Annotated in this window: 15 protein-coding genes; 4 read left to right on the top strand and 11 right to left on the bottom strand. The window is 65.8% G+C overall.

Annotation, left to right across the window (positions count from 1 at the left end; genetic code table 11):
* Nucleotides 1-19: 19 nt before the first annotated feature.
* From coaD to GEU84_RS01800, 3 genes are all read right to left on the bottom strand, one after another.
* Nucleotides 20-517, bottom strand: a complete 498-nt coding sequence (coaD, locus tag GEU84_RS01810; protein WP_152823782.1) for a pantetheine-phosphate adenylyltransferase — start codon at nucleotides 515-517, stop codon at nucleotides 20-22.
* Nucleotides 518-599: 82 nt separating this feature from the next.
* A complete protein-coding gene (locus tag GEU84_RS01805) occupies nucleotides 600-1,034 on the bottom strand; it encodes a CBS domain-containing protein (RefSeq protein ID WP_152823781.1) in 435 nt (144 codons plus the stop codon).
* A gap of 49 nt (nucleotides 1,035-1,083) precedes the next feature.
* A complete protein-coding gene (locus GEU84_RS01800; protein WP_152823780.1) occupies nucleotides 1,084-1,968 on the bottom strand; it encodes a LysR family transcriptional regulator in 885 nt (294 codons plus the stop codon).
* Between the two features lie 94 nt (nucleotides 1,969-2,062).
* Between GEU84_RS01800 and GEU84_RS01795 the strand changes: the two genes are divergently transcribed.
* From GEU84_RS01795 to mmsB, 4 genes are all read left to right on the top strand, one after another.
* Nucleotides 2,063-3,562 (top strand): CoA-acylating methylmalonate-semialdehyde dehydrogenase, encoded by a 1,500-nt coding sequence (locus GEU84_RS01795; RefSeq protein ID WP_152823779.1) that lies wholly within the window; start codon nucleotides 2,063-2,065, stop codon nucleotides 3,560-3,562.
* Nucleotides 3,563-3,687: 125 nt separating this feature from the next.
* A complete protein-coding gene (locus GEU84_RS01790; RefSeq protein ID WP_152823778.1) occupies nucleotides 3,688-4,818 on the top strand; it encodes an acyl-CoA dehydrogenase family protein in 1,131 nt (376 codons plus the stop codon).
* Complete coding sequence (locus GEU84_RS01785) at nucleotides 4,815-5,843, top strand: enoyl-CoA hydratase/isomerase family protein (protein WP_152823777.1); 1,029 nt, start codon at nucleotides 4,815-4,817, stop codon at nucleotides 5,841-5,843. Before GEU84_RS01790 ends, GEU84_RS01785 begins: the two co-directional genes overlap by 4 nt.
* On the top strand, nucleotides 5,840-6,712 hold the full coding sequence (gene mmsB, locus GEU84_RS01780; protein WP_152823776.1) for a 3-hydroxyisobutyrate dehydrogenase: 873 nt from the start codon (nucleotides 5,840-5,842) through the stop codon (nucleotides 6,710-6,712). The genes GEU84_RS01785 and mmsB overlap by 4 nt, the downstream gene beginning before the upstream one ends.
* A 168-nt stretch (nucleotides 6,713-6,880) precedes the next feature.
* On the opposite strand, the gene uvrA is transcribed toward mmsB, so the two are convergent.
* The 8 genes from uvrA to GEU84_RS01740 all read right to left on the bottom strand — a co-directional run bounded on the left by uvrA (nucleotide 6,881) and on the right by GEU84_RS01740 (nucleotide 19,612).
* Entirely contained in the window at nucleotides 6,881-9,739 is a 2,859-nt protein-coding gene (gene uvrA / locus GEU84_RS01775; RefSeq protein ID WP_152823775.1) for an excinuclease ABC subunit UvrA, read from the bottom strand.
* Between the two features lie 107 nt (nucleotides 9,740-9,846).
* Nucleotides 9,847-11,022, bottom strand: coding sequence for an MFS transporter (locus GEU84_RS01770; RefSeq protein WP_152823774.1), 1,176 nt, complete (start codon nucleotides 11,020-11,022; stop codon nucleotides 9,847-9,849).
* Between the two features lie 67 nt (nucleotides 11,023-11,089).
* Entirely contained in the window at nucleotides 11,090-11,650 is a 561-nt protein-coding gene (locus GEU84_RS01765) for a class I SAM-dependent methyltransferase (protein ID WP_152823773.1), read from the bottom strand.
* A gap of 143 nt (nucleotides 11,651-11,793) precedes the next feature.
* The gene (gene lpdA / locus GEU84_RS01760; RefSeq protein WP_152823772.1) at nucleotides 11,794-13,188 is read right to left on the bottom strand and encodes a dihydrolipoyl dehydrogenase; all 1,395 of its coding nucleotides are present in this window, start codon (nucleotides 13,186-13,188) and stop codon (nucleotides 11,794-11,796) included.
* Nucleotides 13,189-13,283: 95 nt separating this feature from the next.
* Nucleotides 13,284-13,859, bottom strand: coding sequence for a DUF924 family protein (locus tag GEU84_RS01755; RefSeq protein WP_152823771.1), 576 nt, complete (start codon nucleotides 13,857-13,859; stop codon nucleotides 13,284-13,286).
* 74 nt (nucleotides 13,860-13,933) lie between these two features.
* Nucleotides 13,934-15,193, bottom strand: coding sequence for an MFS transporter (locus GEU84_RS01750; protein WP_152824085.1), 1,260 nt, complete (start codon nucleotides 15,191-15,193; stop codon nucleotides 13,934-13,936).
* 70 nt (nucleotides 15,194-15,263) lie between these two features.
* Entirely contained in the window at nucleotides 15,264-16,310 is a 1,047-nt protein-coding gene (gene queA, locus GEU84_RS01745) for a tRNA preQ1(34) S-adenosylmethionine ribosyltransferase-isomerase QueA (RefSeq protein WP_152823770.1), read from the bottom strand.
* A gap of 17 nt (nucleotides 16,311-16,327) precedes the next feature.
* Nucleotides 16,328-19,612: a YhdP family protein gene (locus tag GEU84_RS01740; protein ID WP_152823769.1), complete on the bottom strand. Its 3,285-nt coding sequence runs from the start codon at nucleotides 19,610-19,612 to the stop codon at nucleotides 16,328-16,330.
* Between the last annotated feature and the right edge of the window lie 6 nt (nucleotides 19,613-19,618).

Below are 19,618 nucleotides of genomic sequence, written 5' to 3'. Positions count from 1 at the left end.
CCGTTTTGCCCGCCGCGAGTTAACGCAGTCCGAAACGCTTGTTCAAGGCCGCCTCGACGGGAAGTGTGACAAACTTTGAAACATCCCCGCCCAGACGGGCGATTTCCTTCACGAGTTTCGAGGCGATGGCCTGTCTCCGCGCATCGGCCATCAGAAACACCGTCTCGATGCTGGCATCCAGCGCGCGGTTCATGCCGACCATCTGGAATTCATATTCGAAATCCGCCACCGCGCGCAGACCGCGGATGATGATGCCCGCCCCCACATCGCGGGCGCAATCGATCAGCAGGTTTTCAAACGGATGCACCACGATCTCGCCACCGCAGCGCGCGGCGATGGCCGAACATTCGGTTTCCACCATGGCCACCCGTTCCTCCAGCGAGAACAGCGGGCTCTTGTCGCGGTTGATCGCCACGCCGATCACCAGCCGGTCCACCAGCGCCATGGCGCGCTGGATGATATCCACATGCCCCAGCGTGACCGGATCGAAGGTGCCGGGATAAAGACCGATGCGCATGGATGCCCCCCAGTTGCCGCCAATGGCACGCAACAATATTGCGCGCGCGGATGCAAGCCTCAATCGGCGGCAGGGTGCCCTGTCAGAACCCCTTGATCATGCCTTCCAGCGCATCCTTTTCCATCGCCAGCTCGGAAAGCCGGGCCTTCACCACGTCACCGATGGAGATCAGGCCCACCATTTCATCACCCTCCATCACCGGCATGTGGCGGAAACGGCCATCAGTCATCTTCTGCATCACATCCATGGCGGAATCGCTGCGGGTGCAGCCGATGATTTTCGCCGTCATGATCGCATCGACCGGATCGGCCAGACAGGCCGGGCCGCGCCGCCCCAGTTCGCGCACCACATCGCGTTCCGACAGAATGCCCGCCACATGCTTGCCATCGCTCGAAACGATGATGGCCCCGATGCGCCGCGACGACAGCACCTCTGCCGCGGCCGCCACCGAAGTGCCCGGCGGCACCGTGACCACCCCGTCATCGGATTTCGATTTCAGGATCTGTGAGACAAGCATGGCAACCTCCCGTTTCTTTCGTAAAGCCTCGCCCCGGCGCAACATTATGTCAAGTCATGCTTTCCAGACGCAAGACCTCGCGGCGCATGCCCTGCGCCAGCAGGTCGGCAAAGCGGTTCAGCCGCTCCACCCGGCCGTCATCGGCATGGCGGATCAGCCAGAAGGCGCGGGTCAGGCTGATCTGTTCCGGGATCAGCTTGACCAGTTCGGGCGCGCTTGGCATGGCGAAATCATGCACCACGCCCACCCCCGCGCCGTGGCGCAACCAGTTCAGCTGCACCGATACAGAGTTTGACGCCAGCGGCACCGGCCCTGCGCCGATGGCGGCCAGATAATCCAGTTCCTTGTCAAAGATCATGTCGGCGATATAGCCCACCATCCGGTGCGCTTGCAGGTCGGCAGGGCTGGCCAGGGCTGGATGCGTGGCGATGTAATCGCGGCTGGCGGCCAGATGCAGGCGGTAATCGGTCAGTTTCTGCACCGTCAGGCGGCCAGCTTCCGGCCGGCTGACGGCGATGGCCATATCCGCCTCGCGCTTTGACAGGTTGAACACGCGGGGCAAGGCCACGATCTGCACCTCCAGCCCCGGATTGGCGTCGCAGATCGCGGCCAGCACCTGCGGCAGCAGATAATTCGCGCAGCCATCCGGTGCGCCGATGCGGATCTGGCCGGTCAGCCCGCGGTCGCCCTGCACATCGGCCACGGCGGCCAGCGCCGCCTCGGCGCGTTCGGCATGGGCCAGCACCCGCGCGCCCTCGTCCGTCAGCGCATAGCCCTGCGGCGATTTGGCAAACAGCCGCGCCGCCAGCACCTCTTCCAGCCGCGCCACGCGCCGCCCCACCGTGGCCGGATCCAGCCGCAGCAGCTTGCCCGCGCCCGACAGGCTTTCCGCCCGCGCCACCGACAGAAATACCCGCAAATCGTCCCAATCCATGCAATACCTTCAAATGTGCAAAATGCTTTTGGCATATTGCCGCTTTGCCCAGCGATTTTGCAAGGCTATCCTGCGCGCAACAAGGGAGACCGCGATGCAAGAACTCACCCACTGGATCAACGGCAAACATGTGAAGGGCACGTCGGGCCGCTTCGCCGATGTGTTCAACCCCGCCACGGGCGAGGTGCAGGCCCGCGTGCCGCTGGCCTCCAAGGCCGAGCTTGACGCCGCCGTGGCCGATGCCGCCAAGGCCCAGCCGAAATGGGGCGCCACAAACCCGCAAAAGCGCGGCCGCGTGATGATGGCGCTGGTGGGCCTGATCAACCGCGACATGGACAAGCTGGCCGAGGCTTTGTCCCGCGAACATGGCAAGACCATCCCCGATGCCAAGGGCGACATCCAGCGCGGGCTTGAGGTGATCGAATTCTGCATCGGCGCGCCGCAGATGCTGAAGGGCGAATTCACCGACGCCGCCGGGCCAGGCATCGACATGTATTCGATGCGCCAACCCGTTGGCGTCGCTGCCGGAATCACGCCGTTCAACTTTCCCGCCATGATCCCGTTGTGGAAAATGGGCCCGGCGCTGGCCTGCGGCAACGCTTTCATCCTGAAACCTTCGGAACGTGACCCCTCGGTGCCGCTGATGCTGGCGGAACTGTGCAAGGAGGCGGGCCTTCCCGATGGCGTGCTGCAGGTCATCAACGGCGACAAGGAATCGGTCGATGCGATTCTGGACAACCCGACCATCGCCGCCGTGGGCTTTGTCGGCTCCACCCCGATCGCCGAATACATCTATGGCCGCGGCTGTTCCAACGGCAAGCGCGTGCAGTGCTTTGGCGGTGCCAAGAACCACATGATCATCATGCCGGATGCCGATCTGGATCTGGCCGCCGATGCGCTGGTGGGTGCGGGTTACGGGGCTGCGGGCGAGCGTTGCATGGCGATTTCGGTGGCCGTGCCGGTGGGTGACAAGACCGCCGATGCGCTGATCGAGCGGCTGATCCCGCGCATCGAGAAACTGAAGGTCGGCCCCTATACCGCTGGCAATGATGTGGATTACGGCCCGGTCGTCACCGCCGCCGCCAAGGCCAACATCCTGAAACTGGTGCAATCCGGCGTCGATCAGGGCGCGAAACTGGTGGTCGACGGCCGCAACTTCAACCTGCAAGGCTATGAGAACGGCTATTTCGTTGGCCCGCATCTGTTTGACCATGTGACCACCGACATGGACATCTACCGCAAGGAGATTTTCGGCCCGGTCCTGTCCACGGTGCGCGCCAAGACCTATGAGGAGGCGTTGGGTTACGCGATGGACCATGAATACGGCAATGGCACCGCGATCTTTACCCGCGACGGCGACACGGCACGCGATTTTGCCAACCGGGTGAATATCGGGATGATCGGCATCAACGTGCCCATCCCGGTGCCGCTGGCCTATCACACCTTCGGGGGCTGGAAGAAATCGGGCTTTGGCGATCTGAACCAGCACGGGCCGGATGCCTTCCGCTTCTACACCCGCACCAAGACCATCACCGCGCGCTGGCCTTCCGGCATCAAGGAAGGTTCGGCCTTCAACTTCAAGGCGATGGACTGACACGGCCGGGCGGGGCTAAAAATTTTGCAGCAAAATTTTTGGCACCCGCCCAGCGGATGGCCTGCGGCTTGAACGGTTGCAGGCCTCCGGCGGGGATATTTGGGCCAGCAAGAAAGGGTGGGGACATGGATTTTGCGCTGAGCGAGGAACAGCAGGCGATCTTTGCCATGGCCCATGCGGTCGGGCAGGCTGAAATCGCCCCGCATGCCCGCCTGTGGGAGCGTGACGGCACCATCCCCCGCGCCCTGTGGCCGAAACTGGCGGAACTGGGCCTGGGTGGGCTTTATGTGGCCGGGGAGCATGGCGGATCGGAGCTGACCAGGCTGGACGGAACGCTGGTGTTCGAGGCGCTGGCCATGGCTTGCCCTTCGGTTGCGGCGTTCCTGTCGATCCACAACATGTGCGGCGGCATGATCGACAGGTTTGCCACCCCCGCCATGCAGGCCCAGCTTCTGCCCGGGCTTTGCCGGATGGAAACGGTGTTTTCCTATGCGCTGACCGAACCCGGTTCCGGGTCTGATGCGGCCGCCTTGCGCAGCCGCGCGGAGCCTGCGGGCGATGGCCATGTGTTGACCGGCACCAAGGCCTTCATCTCGGGCGGTGGCTATTCCGATGGCTATGTCGTCATGGCCCGCAGCGGTGGCCCCGGCCCCAAGGGAATTTCGGCCTTTGTGGTGAAGGATTGCACCGCGGGCCTCAGCTTTGGCGGGCTGGAGGACAAGATGGGCTGGCGCGCACAGCCGACCCGCCAGTTGCAGATGGATGGCTGCGCGGGCGCTTTGCTGGGCGAGGAAGGGCGCGGCTTTGCCTATGCCATGGCGGGGCTGGATGGCGGGCGGCTGAACATCGCGGCCTGCGCCCTGGGCGGGGCGCAGGCGGCCTTTGACGCGACCCGCGCCTATATGGCCGAACGGCAGGCTTTCGGGCAGGCGATCAACCAGTTTCAGGCGCTGCAATTCCGGCTGGCGGATATGGAGGTGACCTTGCAGGCCGCCCGCATCTTCTTGCGGCAGGCGGCGTGGAAGCTGGATCAGGGCGCGCCCGATGCCACGCATTTCTGCGCCATGGCCAAGCTGCATGTCACCGACGCGGCTTTCACGGTTGCGAACAACTGCCTGCAACTCTTTGGCGGCTATGGCTATCTGGCCGATTATGGCATCGAGAAGATCGTGCGCGACCTGCGGGTGCATCAGATCCTGGAGGGCACGAACGAGATCATGCGCGTGATCATCGCCCGCGCACTGACCCAGCCATGAGCGATGTGCTGATCCGCCGCGAAGGCCATGCCGGACGCATCACGCTGAACCGGCCCGAGGCGCTGAACGCGCTCAGCTATCCGATGTGCATGGCCATCGACGCGGCGTTGCAGGGCTGGCGGGATGACGCGCAGGTGCGCCTGATCGTGATCGACGCCATCGGCGACAGGGCCTTCTGCGCCGGGGGCGACATCGCCGAATTGTATGCGCGCGGCACCGCGGGCGACCATGCCCATGGCCAGGCCTTCTGGCGCGACGAATACCGCATGAACGCCCGCATTGCCGCCTATCCCAAGCCGGTGGTCGCGCTGATGCAGGGTTTCACCATGGGCGGCGGCGTGGGCCTTGGCTGCCACGCCAGCCACCGCATCGTGGGTGAAACCAGCCAGATTGCCCTGCCCGAATGCGGTATCGGTCTGGTGCCCGATGTGGGCAGTTCTGCCCTGCTGGCCCGCGCGCCGGGGAAACTGGGCAGCTATCTGGGTGTCACGGGTGCGCGGATGGGGCCGGGGGACGCGCTTCATGCCGGGTTCGCCGATGCCTTTGTGCCGCAGGCCGATTGGCCCGCGCTGACCGCAAGCCTGATCTCGGGCGCGATCACCATTCCCCCCCATCTCGCAGCCGAAGCCCCGCTGGCCACCCTGCGCCCCCTGATCGACCGGCATTTTGCGGCCCCCAGCCTTGCCGCGATCACCGACAGCCTGCGCGCCGATGCCAGCCCCTTTGCCGCCGACACGTTGCACCAGATCGCCCGCATCTCTCCACTCGCCGGGGCCTGCACCATTGCCATTCAGCGCCTGCTTGGCCCGGCCCCCACCTTGAGGGCGGCACTGGAACTGGAATACCGCTTCACCCACCGCGCGCAGGCGCAGGGCGATTTTCTCGAAGGCATCCGCGCCGCCATCATCGACCGTGACCGCAACCCCCGCTGGGCCCACAGCGGCCCGGCACCCGAGGCCGAGATCGCGCGGATGCTGGCCCCCCTCGGCCCCGACACCCTGACCTTCCCCGGAGACATCGCATGAACATCGCATTCATCGGCCTTGGCAACATGGGCGCACCCATGGCGCTGAACCTTGCCGCCGCCGGTCACAACGTCACCGGATATGACACGGCAACCATCCCCGCTGGCCTGACCGCCGCCAGCAGCGCCGCCGCTGCCGTTGCCGGGGCCGATGTGGCCATCACCATGCTGCCCAACGGGGACATCCTGCGCAGGGTGGCGGCCGAGATCATCCCCGCCCTGCCCGCCCATGCCGTGTTCTGCGACTGCTCCACCGTCGATGTCGACAGCGCCCGCACCGTGGCCGCCCTGGCCGAAGCGCGGGGCATTGCAGCCCTTGATGCGCCGGTATCGGGCGGCACAGCGGGCGCTGCGGCAGGCAGGCTGACCTTCATGGTGGGCGGTCCCGCCAGCGCCTTTGCCACCGCTGAACCCCTCTTCGCGATCATGGGGGCCAAAGCCGTGCATTGCGGCCCGTCCGGTGCCGGCCAGTCCGCAAAGATCTGCAACAACATGATCCTGGGCGTCACGATGATCGCCACATGTGAGGCTTTTGCCCTGGCCGACCGGCTGGGCCTTGACCGGCAGAAACTGTTCGATGTGGCCTCCACCTCCTCGGGGCAAAGCTGGTCGCTCACCAGCTATTGCCCTGCCCCCGGCATCGGCCCCGCCAGCCCCGCCGACAACGGCTATCGCCCGGGTTTCGCCGCCGAACTGATGCTGAAAGACCTGCTGCTGGCACAACAGGCCGCAACGGCCAGCCATGCCGAAACCCCGATGGGTGCCCTGGCCGCAGAACTCTACCGCCAGTTTGTCGAGGAGGAAGGCGGCAAAGGCATGGATTTCTCGGCCATGCTGCCACGGTTCACAAAGCGCCACATCGGGCACTAAGCCAAGCCCCACGCAGCATTTTCTGCCCCTAATTTTCTGCCCCTAAATATCCCCGCCGGAGGCCCCTGCCCGCGGCCATCCGCGGCGCACCGGCCTGCTGCTTGCGGCAGCCCGGCCAAGCGGGGGCTCGATGCCCCCCGCGGCCGGACCCCCGACCTATTGCGCCGCCTATTCCGCCGCCAGACGGCGCGGGTTCAGCATGGCCTTCAGATAGCGCCCGGTATGGCTGGCCTCCACCTTGGCCACATCTTCGGGCGTGCCCACCGCCACCACCTGCCCGCCGCCGTCACCGCCCTCGGGGCCGATGTCGATGATCCAGTCAGCGGTTTTCACCACGTCGAGGTTATGCTCGATCACCACGACCGTATTGCCCTGATCGACCAGTTCATGCAGCACTTCCAATAGCTTCTTCACATCCTCGAAATGCAGCCCGGTGGTCGGCTCATCCAGAATATACAGCGTCCGCCCCGTCGCGCGGCGGCTGAGCTCTTTCGACAGCTTCACCCGCTGCGCTTCGCCGCCTGACAGCGTGGTCGCCTGCTGGCCCACCTTGATATAGCCCAAGCCCACCCGCACCAGCGCGTCCATCTTTTCGCGGATGCCGGGCACCGCCTGGAAAAACTCCTGCGCATCTTCAACCGTCATGTCAAGAACGTCGGCTATGCTTTTGTTCTTGAACTTTACTTCCAAAGTCTCGCGGTTATAGCGCGCGCCCTTGCAGGTCTCGCAGGTCACATAGACATCGGGCAGAAAGTGCATCTCGATCTTGATCACGCCGTCGCCCTGACAGGCCTCGCAGCGCCCGCCCTTGACGTTGAAACTGAACCGCCCGGGCTGATAGCCGCGCACCTTCGATTCCGGCAGTCCCGCGAACCAGTCGCGGATCGGCGTAAAGGCCCCGGTATAGGTGGCCGGGTTGGAACGCGGCGTGCGCCCGATGGCCCGCTGGTCGATGTCGATCACCTTGTCCAGATGTTCGAACCCCCGGATCGTCTCGCAGGGCGCAGGCGTTTCGCGCGCGCCGTTCAGCCGGGTGGCGGCGGTCTTGAACAGGGTCTCGATGGTCAGGGTGGATTTGCCGCCGCCCGACACGCCGGTCACGCAGACAAACATGCCCAGCGGAAAATCCACCGTCACATCGCGCAGGTTGTTGCCCGAAGCCTTTACCACCGTTACCTTTTTTCCGTTGCCCTTGCGCCGCTCCGCCCGGATCGGGATCGACCGCACACCCGACAGATACTGCCCCGTCACGCTGCCCGCATCGGCCATGATCTCGGCCGGCGTGCCGTGACTCACAACGCGGCCGCCATGCACCCCGGCCCCCGGCCCGATGTCGAACACATAGTCCGCCTCGCGGATCGCGTCTTCGTCATGTTCCACCACCAGCACCGAATTGCCCTGATCGCGCAGGTTTTTCAGCGTGGTCAAGAGCCGGTCATTGTCGCGCTGGTGCAGGCCGATGCTGGGTTCATCCAGCACATAAAGCACGCCGGTCAGCCCCGACCCGATCTGTGAGGCCAGCCGGATACGCTGGCTTTCCCCGCCCGAAAGCGTGCCCGCCGCACGGGAAAGCGACAGATAATCCAGCCCCACATTCACAAGGAATCCAAGGCGTTCGCGGATTTCCTTCAGAATGGCCTTTGCGATCTCGTTCTTCTGCGCCGTCAGCGCATCGGGCACGGTGGCGACCCAGGCATGCGCCTCGCGGATCGACATCTGCACCACATTGCCGACATGCAGCCCGCCGATCTTCACCGCCAGCGCCTCGGGTTTCAGGCGGAAACCGTGGCAGGAACCACAGGGGCGGTTGTTCTGGAACCGCTCCATATCCTCGCGGCTCCAGGCCGAATCCGTCTCGCGGTAGCGGCGTTCCATGTTGGGGATCACGCCCTCGAACACGCGGGATACCTGATAGATCCGCCCGCCCTCGTCATAGCGGAAGGTGATCTCCTGCTCGCCCGAACCATAAAGGAAAACCTGCTGCACCGCTTCTGGCAGGTCTTTCCATTTCTTTTTCTTGTCAAAGTCATAGTGCTTTGACAACGCCTCGATGGTCTGGGTGAAATAGGGGCTTTTCGACTTGGCCCAGGGCGCGATGGCCCCTTGCAGCAGGGTCAGGCCCTGATCGGGCACCACCAGCCGCTCGTCAAAGAACAGTTCCACCCCCAGCCCGTCACAGACCGGGCAGGCCCCGAAGGGCGCGTTGAAGGAAAACAGCCGGGGTTCGATTTCGGGGATGGTGAAACCCGACACCGGGCAGGCGAATTTTTCGGAGAACGTGGTGCGCACGGGCTCGCCCTCGGCCGGGGCGGTTTCGATCAGCGCGATGCCATCGGCCAGGTTCAGCGCGGTGCGGAAACTGTCGGCCAGCCGGGTCTGGATGCCATCCTTGACCACGATCCGGTCAACCACCACGTCGATGTTGTGGCGGAATTTCTTGTCCAGCGTCGGCGCGTCTTCCAGATCGTGAAACGCGCCGTTCACCTTGACCCGCTGGAAGCCTTGCTTGCGCAGTTCCAGAAATTCCTTTTTGTATTCGCCCTTGCGGTCGCGGATGATCGGGGCCAGCAGATAGGCGCGCGTGCCCTCTTCCATCGCCATCACGGCATCCACCATGTCCTGCACCTGCATGGCGGTGATCGGCAGGCCGGTGGCGGGGCTATAGGGCGTGCCGACCCGGGCATAAAGCAGGCGCATGTAATCGTAGATTTCCGTCACCGTGCCGACGGTGGAGCGCGGGTTTTTCGAGGTGGTCTTCTGTTCGATGGAAATCGCGGGGCTGAGGCCCGAGATGTGATCGACATCGGGCTTGCCCATCATGTCAAGAAATTGCCGGGCATAGGCCGACAGGCTTTCGACATAACGGCGCTGGCCCTCGGCATAGATCGTGTCAAAGGCCAGTGACGACTTGCCCGACCCCGACAGACCGGTGATAACCACCAGCTGATCGCGCGGAATGTCCACGTCGATGCCTTTGAGGTTGTGTTCGCGCGCCCCGCGCACCGAAATGAACTTCTGCTCGGCCATGGCCCGCCCCATCGTGGTCAACTGCCAACAGATAGAGGCTTTGGGCTGAGTCTCCAACTGCTAAACGTGAACAATTGGTGAACTTTTGCGATGCGGCGCAAAAAACCTTACGGCGAGGTGCTGCGGCGGGCGGAAAGCCAAAGATGCAAGGCAATCCCCAGCGCGGAAGGCAACAGAACGAACAGCGCCAGCCCACCGATGCCCTGCCCGGCCAGCAGCAAGGCCAGCAGCGGCGTGCCGGTGGTGGTGCCCAGATTGCCCAGTTGCGCCACGGCACCCGAGGCACCCGCCCGGTCGGCAGCCGCCGCGTTCAATTGCGGAATGGCGGCAAAGGACGCGCCCTGCACCAGCCCCAAAGCGGCGGCAATGGCAAAGGCCCCGGCCAAGGCAACCACTGGCACCGCCCAGAACAGCCACAGCACCACCGCCCCCAGCACCGCCAGCGCAAAGCCGCCCTGCACGATGGTCACAGCGGGCAGTTTTTTCAGCAGCCAGACGCCCAGCGTCAGCGATACCGCGATGCTGACCAACGGAAAGGCCGCCGCCACCATCGCCTGCCGCGCACCGAACAGCGGTGGCAACAGGGTAAGCAGCGCCACATAAGTAACTGTGTAACAAAAGAAACCCAGCGCCGGGGCGGCGATGCGGGGCGAAGCATAGATATGCCCGTGCTGGCGCAGCAGGCCGCCCACAGACAGGGGCTGCGGCGCTTGCGGCACATCACGCGGCATTAGCCAGGACAGCAGCCCGGCAAACACCGCCATGTAGCCCGCATGTGCCAGCAGCAGCGCGCCCAACCCCTGCGCCTCGGCCAGCGGCCGCCCGGCCCAGGCCACCAGCGCGAAACAGACGGCGAAAAAGCTGCTCCACAGCGTCATCGCCAGCCCCTGCTGGCGCGGCGGGGCCACCTGCGCGATCATCACCGGCGCGGCCACCACAATGGCAAGATGCGACAGCCCCTCAGCCAGCCGCAGGCCCAGAAGCACCGGCAGCGGCGGCAGCATGGCTTGCAGCGCCGACAGCAGCGCCCCCGCCGCCAAGGCCCCGACCAGCACCCGCCGATACCCCAGCCGCTGCACCAGCAGACCCGCCGTGGTGCCGAAGATCAGCCCTACGAACCCCACGATGGAAATCGCCAGCCCCAACATGGCGGCACTTTGCCCCGGATAGGCGGCGGCCAGCAGATCAAACACCACCCCCAGCTTGGCAAATTGCGCGGCAGAGCCGAGGCCCGCACACCACAGCACCAGAACCAGCAGCATCGGAGGGATCGCGCGAGTCATGCCGCAAGGGTTAGATCAAGCCAGCGGCAAGGGCCAGAGCCTGCGGGCGGTTTCACCCCGCAGGGTATCACCCCTTGCGCGCGATGGCCCAGCTGACCAGCGGAAACTCCGGGTCATTGGTCAGGTCATCGGTTTCGGGGGCATGTTCGGGGGGCCAATCCGGCTCCAGATTGCGCAGGGCGGCGGCGCGGTTGCCCCATTGGTCGGCAGAGATGGCATCCTCGGCAAAGCCCGCCTCGATCAAGAGGTTCTTCAGCCCGCGCGCTGTCCAGCGTGAACAATCGGTGGGGGCGGCGTGAAACGGGATGTGGAACGGCACAGCCACCCAGAAATGCCCGCCGGGCCGCAGCATCTGCAGCACATGGCGGGTGGCGGCATAGGGCCTGTCAAGATGTTCCCAGACCTGATTGGCCATGACCAGATCGAACTGGCGCGGGGCACCGTCCGCGCCCAGGACCGGGCCAGCGCAGATGTCATGCGTGGGGTAAAGAAACCGCTCATAGCTGCGGAAGGGGAACTGGCGGCCCCATTTGCCGGAAATCTCGGCCACCTCCAGCCGTTCGGGATGCAGGGCGCGGATCAGCGCGCGGGATTTCTTCTGCATCACGATGCGGTTCAGGCTGACCATGTGGCGACTTTCCGGTGGGTTCCAAAATCAATGCGCCACCCGCAGGCGACGCATGATGTTCAGCGGTCAATCCGGCAAAATTGGGCCGTTGCGCTGGCACATGCAAGGCGGTGCCGCTTTGGCCCCGCCTTGCTGGCGCAGGCTTACATGTGCAGCGCGCGGCCGTAGGCGTCCAGCACCGATTCATGCATCATTTCCGACAGGGTCGGGTGCGGGAACACGGTGTTCATCAGATCCTGCTCGGTGGTTTCCAGCTGGCGGCCAACAACATAGCCCTGGATCAGCTCGGTCACTTCGGCACCCACCATATGCGCGCCCAGCATCTCGCCGGTTTTCGCATCGAAAATGGTCTTGATGAAACCCTCGGCTTCGCCCAGTGCAATGGCCTTGCCGTTGCCGATGAAGGGGAAGCGGCCCACCTTCAGCTCATACCCGGCTTCCTTGGCTTTCGCTTCGGTCAGACCCACCGATGCCACCTGCGGGTGGCAATAGGTGCAACCGGCAATCGAATTCGGCTTGATCGGGTGTGGATGCCCGCCGCCCACCAGTTCGGCCACCATCACGCCTTCATGGCTGGCCTTGTGGGCAAGCCATGGCGCACCGGCGATGTCGCCGATGGCATAAAGCCCCTCAACGCCCGTGCGGCAATATTCATCCGTCACCACATGCGTGCGGTCGATCTTCACGCCCAAAGCCTCCAGCCCCAGACCTTCGACATTGCCGATGATGCCCACGGCGGAAATCACGGTGTCGAATTCCTGCGTTGTGGTCGCGCCGTTGGATTCCAGATGCGCCACCACCTTGCCCGGGGAACGATCCAGCTTTTTCACCGTGGTCTTTTCAAGGATTTTCATCCCCTGCTTGACAAAGGCCTTGCGGGCGAAGGCCGACACTTCGGCATCCTCTACCGGCAGCACGCGGTCCATCACCTCGACCACAGTGGTATCCGCGCCCAGCGTGTTGAAGAACGACGCAAATTCGATGCCGATGGCGCCCGACCCGATCACCAGCAGCCGCTTTGGCATGCGTTTGGGTTGCAGGGCGTGCTTGTAGGTCCAGACCAGATCGCCATCGGCTTCCAGCCCCGGCAATTCGCGGGCGCGGGCACCTGTGGCCAGGATGATCGCCTTGGATTCCAGATCCTCGCTGCCCTTGTCGGTTTTCACCGTCACCTTGCCCTTGGCGGGAATGGTGGCCGCGCCCATGAACACGGTGATCTTGTTCTTTTTCATCAGATGGCCGATGCCGCCCGACAGCTGTTTCGCCACGCCGCGCGACCGGGCCACCACGGCATCCAGATCATAGGAAATGCCGGTCGCCGACAGACCGAATTCCTTGGCGCGGTGCATCAGGTGGAACACTTCGGCGGAACGCAGAAGCGCCTTCGTCGGGATGCAACCCCAGTTCAGGCAGATGCCGCCCAGATGCTCGCGTTCGACGATCGCCACGTTCAGGCCCAGTTGTGCGCCACGGATCGCGGCCACATAGCCCCCGGGGCCAGCCCCGATCACGATCATGTCAAAGCTCTTGGCAGCCATCTTTTCCTCCTCACAAAAAGTAGTTTGCCATTAAACTATTCCGCGCGCCCGAGCAACAAAGCCTGCGCCGCAGGCCCATGCAGCCCGCGCATGGCTTAGGCGGGCAGCCAGCGCAGCGCCTCGGCATAGCCGCCCGCGTCCAGAAACGCCTGTTCCTCGGGCGTGGTCTGCCGCCCCAGCGCCGCGTTGCGGTAGGGAAAACGGCCAAAGCGCGCGATGACCATCTGATGCACCTTGGCATGGCGCAGGGTTTCGGCACCGCTTTCGGGCATGCGTTCGGCAATCAGGTTTACCGCGCGGTCCTGATCGGCGGGGTCTTCGGAATGCTCGAAGGGCAGGTAGAAGAACTGTCGTTCGGGTTCGGGGCAGGCCAGATCCCAGCCCTCGACCGTGGCCTTGTGCGCAACCGCGCGGGCCAGCGGATCAGAGGCAAAGGCCTTGCCATCGCCGCGGAACATGTTGCGCGGAAACTGGTCGGTCAGGATCAGAAAGGCCAGGCTGCCCACCGTGCCCTCGGCCCAATGGTCCAGCCCTCCCTCCATCGCGGCCTGCCACAGGTCGGCGAAACGGTCGCGGATCGCGTCATCCATATCGTCGCCCCCGGCATACCAGCCCTCGGGGCCGATGTCGCCCAGCCAGTAGTCCAGCACCGAAACAGGATCGTCGGCCATGGTCGCATTCCCCCGGGGGCGGTGGCCCCTTGGGGCAACCTGACAGGGTTTTCACCGGCCCGCAACGCTGGCGGCTATTTGCGGCGGGTGGTTGCCGCCTCGATATCCAGCCCCTTTTCGGCCACGATGGCCCCCACCGCCAGCGACGACGCCGAAGGCGACAGCGAGGCGAAGGCCCCGGTATCGGCAACAGAGGGTGCCGAACGCTGCGTCATCCGCCAGGCGGCATAGACGGCCAGCACCCCGAACAGCATGCCGATGAACAGGAAAAACCCGCCCGGCCCCACCTGCCCCATGATCCAGCCCGTGACCAGCGGCCCGGCAATCGCCCCCAGCCCGTTCATGAACAGCAGGCCCGAAGAGGCCGCCGCCATCTCTTCCTTGCGCAGAAAGTCGTTGGTATGGGCGATCAGCAGCGAATACAGCGGGTTGGTGATGCCCCCCAGCAGCATCGCCACCGCAATCAGCGCCAGAAACGGCAGATCCAGCAGCGCGGGCGGCAGCATCACCAGCGCCCCCGCCGCCGCAAGACCAAAGATCAGGTGGCGGCGGTCCATCCGGTCTGACGCATAGCCGATGGGATACTGCAGGATCAGCCCACCCACGTACATCGCCGCGATGAAGATCGAGATGTTCTGCACGCTCAGCCCGCTCATCGCGCCCCAGACCGAGGCCATGCCGAACATCGCCGCGAATATCCCCCCGGTCAGCAGCATGCCCGCCACGCCCAAGGGCGAGATGCGGATCAGCCGGCCGAATGACAGCGGCGTCGTATCCTCGAACACCGGGGCGGGGGTGGCGGCCAGCAGTAAGGGCATGAAGGCCAGCGACACCAGCACCGAAGGGATGACGAACAGGGTGAAACTGGTCGGTTCGGCCACGTTCAGCAACGCCTGCGACGATATGATGCCGATCATCTGCACGATCATGTAGGCCGACAGCGCCTGCCCGCGCGTTTCATTGGTGGCGGTGTTGTTCAGCCAGCTTTCGGCGGTGACATAGACCCCCGCGAAACAGAACCCGATCAGCACCCGCATCAGCGCCCAGGCAGTCCAGTCAGGCAGCACGGGGTAGCAGACCAGCACGGCAGAAATCAGCGACCCCAGCGCGGCGAACACCCGCACATGCCCCACGCGGCGGATCATCCGGGGCGCGATGCGCGATCCGGCCAGAAAACCAGCGAAATAGGATGACATGACGATGGACAGTTGGAAGGTGCCAAACCCCTCGATCGAGCCACGAATACCCAACAGCGAGCTTTGCATGCCGTTGCCGACCATCAGCAGCATCACCCCCAGCAGCAGGGGCCAGGTGGTGGCCAGAACCTTCAGCATTGTCGTCTCCATCAGGGTTTGGGGCAGCCTAGCATGGTGCGGCACAGCGGGCGGCACAAATGCGGCGTCGTCAGTCGGGGATCAGCAGCGACGCATCGCCATACGAGAAAAACCGGTAGCCCCGTGCTATGGCATGGCCATAGGCGCGCGCCATGCGGTCCTTGCCCATCAGGGCGGCGACCAGCATCAGCAGGGTGGATTTCGGCAGGTGAAAGTTGGTCATCAGCGCATCGGTGATCTGGAACCGGAAGCCGGGATAGATGAAGATGTCGGTGCTGCCCTGCCACGCCTGCATCTGCCCGGCCACAGCCGCCGATTCGATCAGCCGCAGCGCCGTGGTGCCTACCGGGATGATGCGCCCGCCCGCCGCCTTTGTGCCGTTGATCTGGGCTGCCGCCGCATCCGTCACCTGCCCCCATTCGGCATGCATGCGGTGGGTGGTCACATCCTCCACCTTCACCGGCAGGAAGGTGCCCGCGCCGACATGCAGGGTGACTTCGGTAAACTCCACCCCTTTGGCTGCCAGCGCCGCCAGCAATTCCGCATCGAAGTGCAGGCTGGCGGTGGGGGCCGCCACCGCCCCGGCATGGCGGGCGAATACGGTCTGGTAATCCGTCGCATCTTGCGCATCGGGCGCGCGTTTGGCGGCGATATAGGGCGGCAGCGGCATGGCCCCGGCGCGGGCCAAAGCCGCGTCGAAATCCTCGCCCGTCAGGTTGAAGACCAGCCGCAGGTCATCGGCCCCCTTTTCGGCCACGGTGGCGGAAAGGGCATCGGAAAACACCACCTCCTCGCCCACCGCCAGCTTGCGCAGGGGTTTGGCCATGGCGCGCCAGCCGGTCGCGGCGGGTTCCATCAGCGTCACCTCGATGCGCGCCTCGGCCAGCCCCTGCCCGGTCATCCGCCGCCGCACGCCTGACAGCCGGGCGGGAATCACGCGGGTGTTGTTCAGCACCAGCCGGTCGCCGGGGCGGAAGATATCCACCAGATCGGCCACCCGCCGGTCGGTCATCCGGTCGCCCTCGACCAGCAGCAGCCGGGCCGAGGTGCGGGGCCGCGCGGGGCGGGTGGCGATCAGCGCCTCGGGCAGATGGAAATCGAAATCCGAAAGGTTCATGGCAGGGGTCCGCTGGGTCACTGGTTTTCAAGAACGGGGGGCGCGCTGCGGAAAATATCGCGGAACATGCCGGGGGTCAGGATCGACAGCGGGTTCACCGAGACCTGCGGGTCATCCGCCGTGCCGCCGATGGCATAGTTGAAACCGAACAGCCCCTCGCCGCGCCGGGTAAAGATCGAGCCGATGCCGTTCAGCAGATAGATCGGCGAGATGACGCCCTGCATGTCCAGCCTCTTGTCCGCCACCCGGTAAAGCCCCGCCAGAGACACGCCCAAAGACGCCCCGGTGGCCGACGCCCTCGTGATCTCTACCGCGTCGGGCGTCAAGCGGAACTCGGCGTCAGCCTGCGCGAACAGCAGGCCCGACCCGTTGAGCTGCTCGATCAGCCCCACGACGGAAATCGCGTTGATCAGCTCGGCCAAAACCGGCACCCGGCGCAGCCGCACATCGGTGATGTCCGCCCGCCCGACGTAATGGCCCCGGGTGCCCGCCGGGGCCAGTTGCAGATCCAGCGTGCCGCCGCGCGCATTGGGAAAGATTCCGGCCGCCGCCAGCGCGCCACCGGCATCGGCAGACCGGATGCGCACCGCCGTGCCTGCGGCCTGCGGCACGACTGTGCCCTGCACAGCCGCCTTGCCATCGACCTGTGCGGTGAAGGTGCCGTTGAACCCGCCGCGCATGGAAAACTGGCCCCGCAGTCCGGTCAGGCTGATCGTGTCGGTCACGCGCAACCGGTCAAGCGCCAGATCCAGCGGCCCGGTATCGCCGCCACGGCCCCCGCCTGCGCCAAGGTTCAGCCGTGGCAGATCGACAGTGCCGCCGTTCAGCGCCACGGCAGGGGGCTGGCCCTGCCCCCGCCCGGTCAGCGTTACCGGGGCATCCAGCCAGCCGTTCAGGCGCACCCGGTCAAACACCGCGGCCTCCAGCCCGCCGCCTTCGCGCAGGCGCACATTGCCTGTCGCCTCCAGCCCGCCACCCTCCAGCCGCAGGGCGTCGATCTGCGGCACCGGGCCAAGCCGGGCCGTCAGCTCCAGCCGCCCCGCCGCGTCGCGCGGTTTCTGCCAGCCGATGCCGGGTATGCCCAGCCCCAGCCCGTTCAGCACCGACACCAGCGTCAGCTGCGGCGGCTGCCCCTGTTCCAGCGCGATGCCGATCTGGGCGGGGGCGGTGCCTGTGACCATACCCTCGGGCAGGCCCAGGTTGAATTCGTCCACCACATCGGGCGACAGGGTGACGATGCCGTCAATCCGTGACCGGCCACGGGCGCGCGGCCCGAACCCCTGCGCATAGGTCACATCAAACGGCACATTGCCCAAAAGCCCCGGCCCTGACAGCCGCAGCCCCGTGACATCCACCGCCAGCGCCAGTTCCGGCGCGGTAAGCACGCGGCCCGGCACCAGCACCTCGGACCGCAGGTCAAGGATGCGGCCCGTCACACTGTAATCCACCTCGGGCAGCAGCAGTCTGGCCACCAGAGGCAGGCGCAGCACCGCCAGCAATTCGGCCCGCCCCTCGCCCAGATCCACCGGCTGGCCGGCTTTGGTCAGGAACGAAAACGGCGGCTGATCCAGCAGCGACAGGGCTGCGGTCAGGCTGCTGCGCGTGGTCAGCCGCAACTCGGCCCGGCTGGGGCGCTGCGTGATGTCGGGCACGGCAAAGACCGACCCGCCCACGTCGATGGCCCCGCCCGCGGGTGGCGTGACATGGCCCTTGTCCAGCACCAGCGTGTAGCGGGTATCGGCGACCGTGGCATAACCCGTGCCGCCTTCGATGGGCGGCAGGGTTTTCAGGAACCGCACATCGGCGTCCTGAAACTCGTAGCCCAGCGACAGGCGCGGCTCGGCCCCCGGCTCCATCCTCAGCGCGGCCTTCACGTCGAACAGCTGGCCCTGCTGCACATTCTCGGCCAGCCATTCGCGGGTGCGCGGCACCAGCGCCACCGGCCACAGCGCCAGCAGCCGGTCATGCGCGATCTCGTCCAGTTCCACATCAAGGCTGGCGCGCCAGCCCAGCGGATCGGCCACCATGCGGCCCTTGCCCGTCAGATGCTGCCCGCCTTCCACCAGCGACAACTGGCCGATGTCGATGCTGAACGGGTTCAGCCGGATGCGCAGGTCAAGCGCGCCTTCGGAAAACGCCACCGGGCGTTCAAACAGCCCCTCGGGATCGACCCGCATGTCGGCAAAGCGGATCTGCGCCAGAAAGGCCGGGGGCTGGCCCGGCACCGGCAGATAGGCATGCCCGCTGGCGGCCAGCCGCAAGGATGTGCTTTGCACGGTCAGGTCCGTCATGTTCACCCGCCGCGCGGCAGGGTCATAGCGCAGCGACAGGCCTGCGCGCTCGAATGCGACAGGCCGGGTTTCCGGCGTGGGGCGCAGGGCACCGGCGGCAATGTCCAGCGTCGCCTCCAGCGTGGTCAGACTGCCCGCGCCATCCAGTGCCGCGGCCAGCCGGCCCGAGATCGGCGCATCCAGCACCCCCAGAAAGGCGATGGGCAACACCTGCGCCGCAAGGTCGGCGGCGGGCACGCGGTCAACCGTGGCGGTCAGCCGGGTTTCGGGGCTGCCCTTGGCGCGCACGAAGGTCAGCAGCGCCTGCGCGGGCGCATCGGCCCCCTGCCCCAGCAGCGTCAGCCCCAGTTCCAGCGCCAGTTCGCCCGGGCGGTTTTCCAGCCGCAGCCGCCCGTCGCCCACCTCCCACACCCGTTTGGCGCGGGCGTCATCCAGCCGCAGGGTCAGCGCCCCGGCCTCGATCACATCCAGATGCGACAAGGCGGGCAAGGCAAAGATCCGGTCAGCGGCGGCCATCACGGCGGCATAGCTGTCAAGCCCCGCATCCTCGGCATTTCCCAGCGCCAGATCAAGGCTGCCATCGGCGCGGCGGCGCAGCGCCACATGCGCGCCCGCCAGCACCACGCTTTGCGCCCGCAGCCGCAGGGTGGACAGCGCCCCGGCGTCAAAGGCCACCCGCGCCTCGGGCAAGGTCAGCAAGCTGCGGCCACCGGGCTGCAACAGGCGAATATCCTCCAGCCGCAGGCGGGGCACGCCATCACGCCCGAACGTCACCTCGATGCCGCCCAGCGAAACGGCGGCCCCGCTGGCCCCCGCGCTAAGGCTGCGGTTCAGCCGCTGTTCCACCTCGGCCACCGCCCAGACCGGCAGGGCGATGGGCCGCCCGGTCAGCACCAGCAGCGCCAGCCCCGCCAGCAGCCCCAGCAGAAGCAGACCCGCCAGCAGCCCCACCCCGCGCCTGCGGCGGCGCGGCGGCGGCATGCCTTGGGGGGAAAGCTCTGTTTCGGTCATGTTGCG

It is taken from the genome of Fertoeibacter niger, from assembly GCF_009380135.2.
Classification (GTDB): Bacteria; Pseudomonadota; Alphaproteobacteria; order Rhodobacterales; family Rhodobacteraceae; genus Fertoeibacter; species Fertoeibacter niger.
Note: the sequence above shows the minus strand (reverse complement) of the source record. Positions and strands in the feature narration are given on the sequence as shown.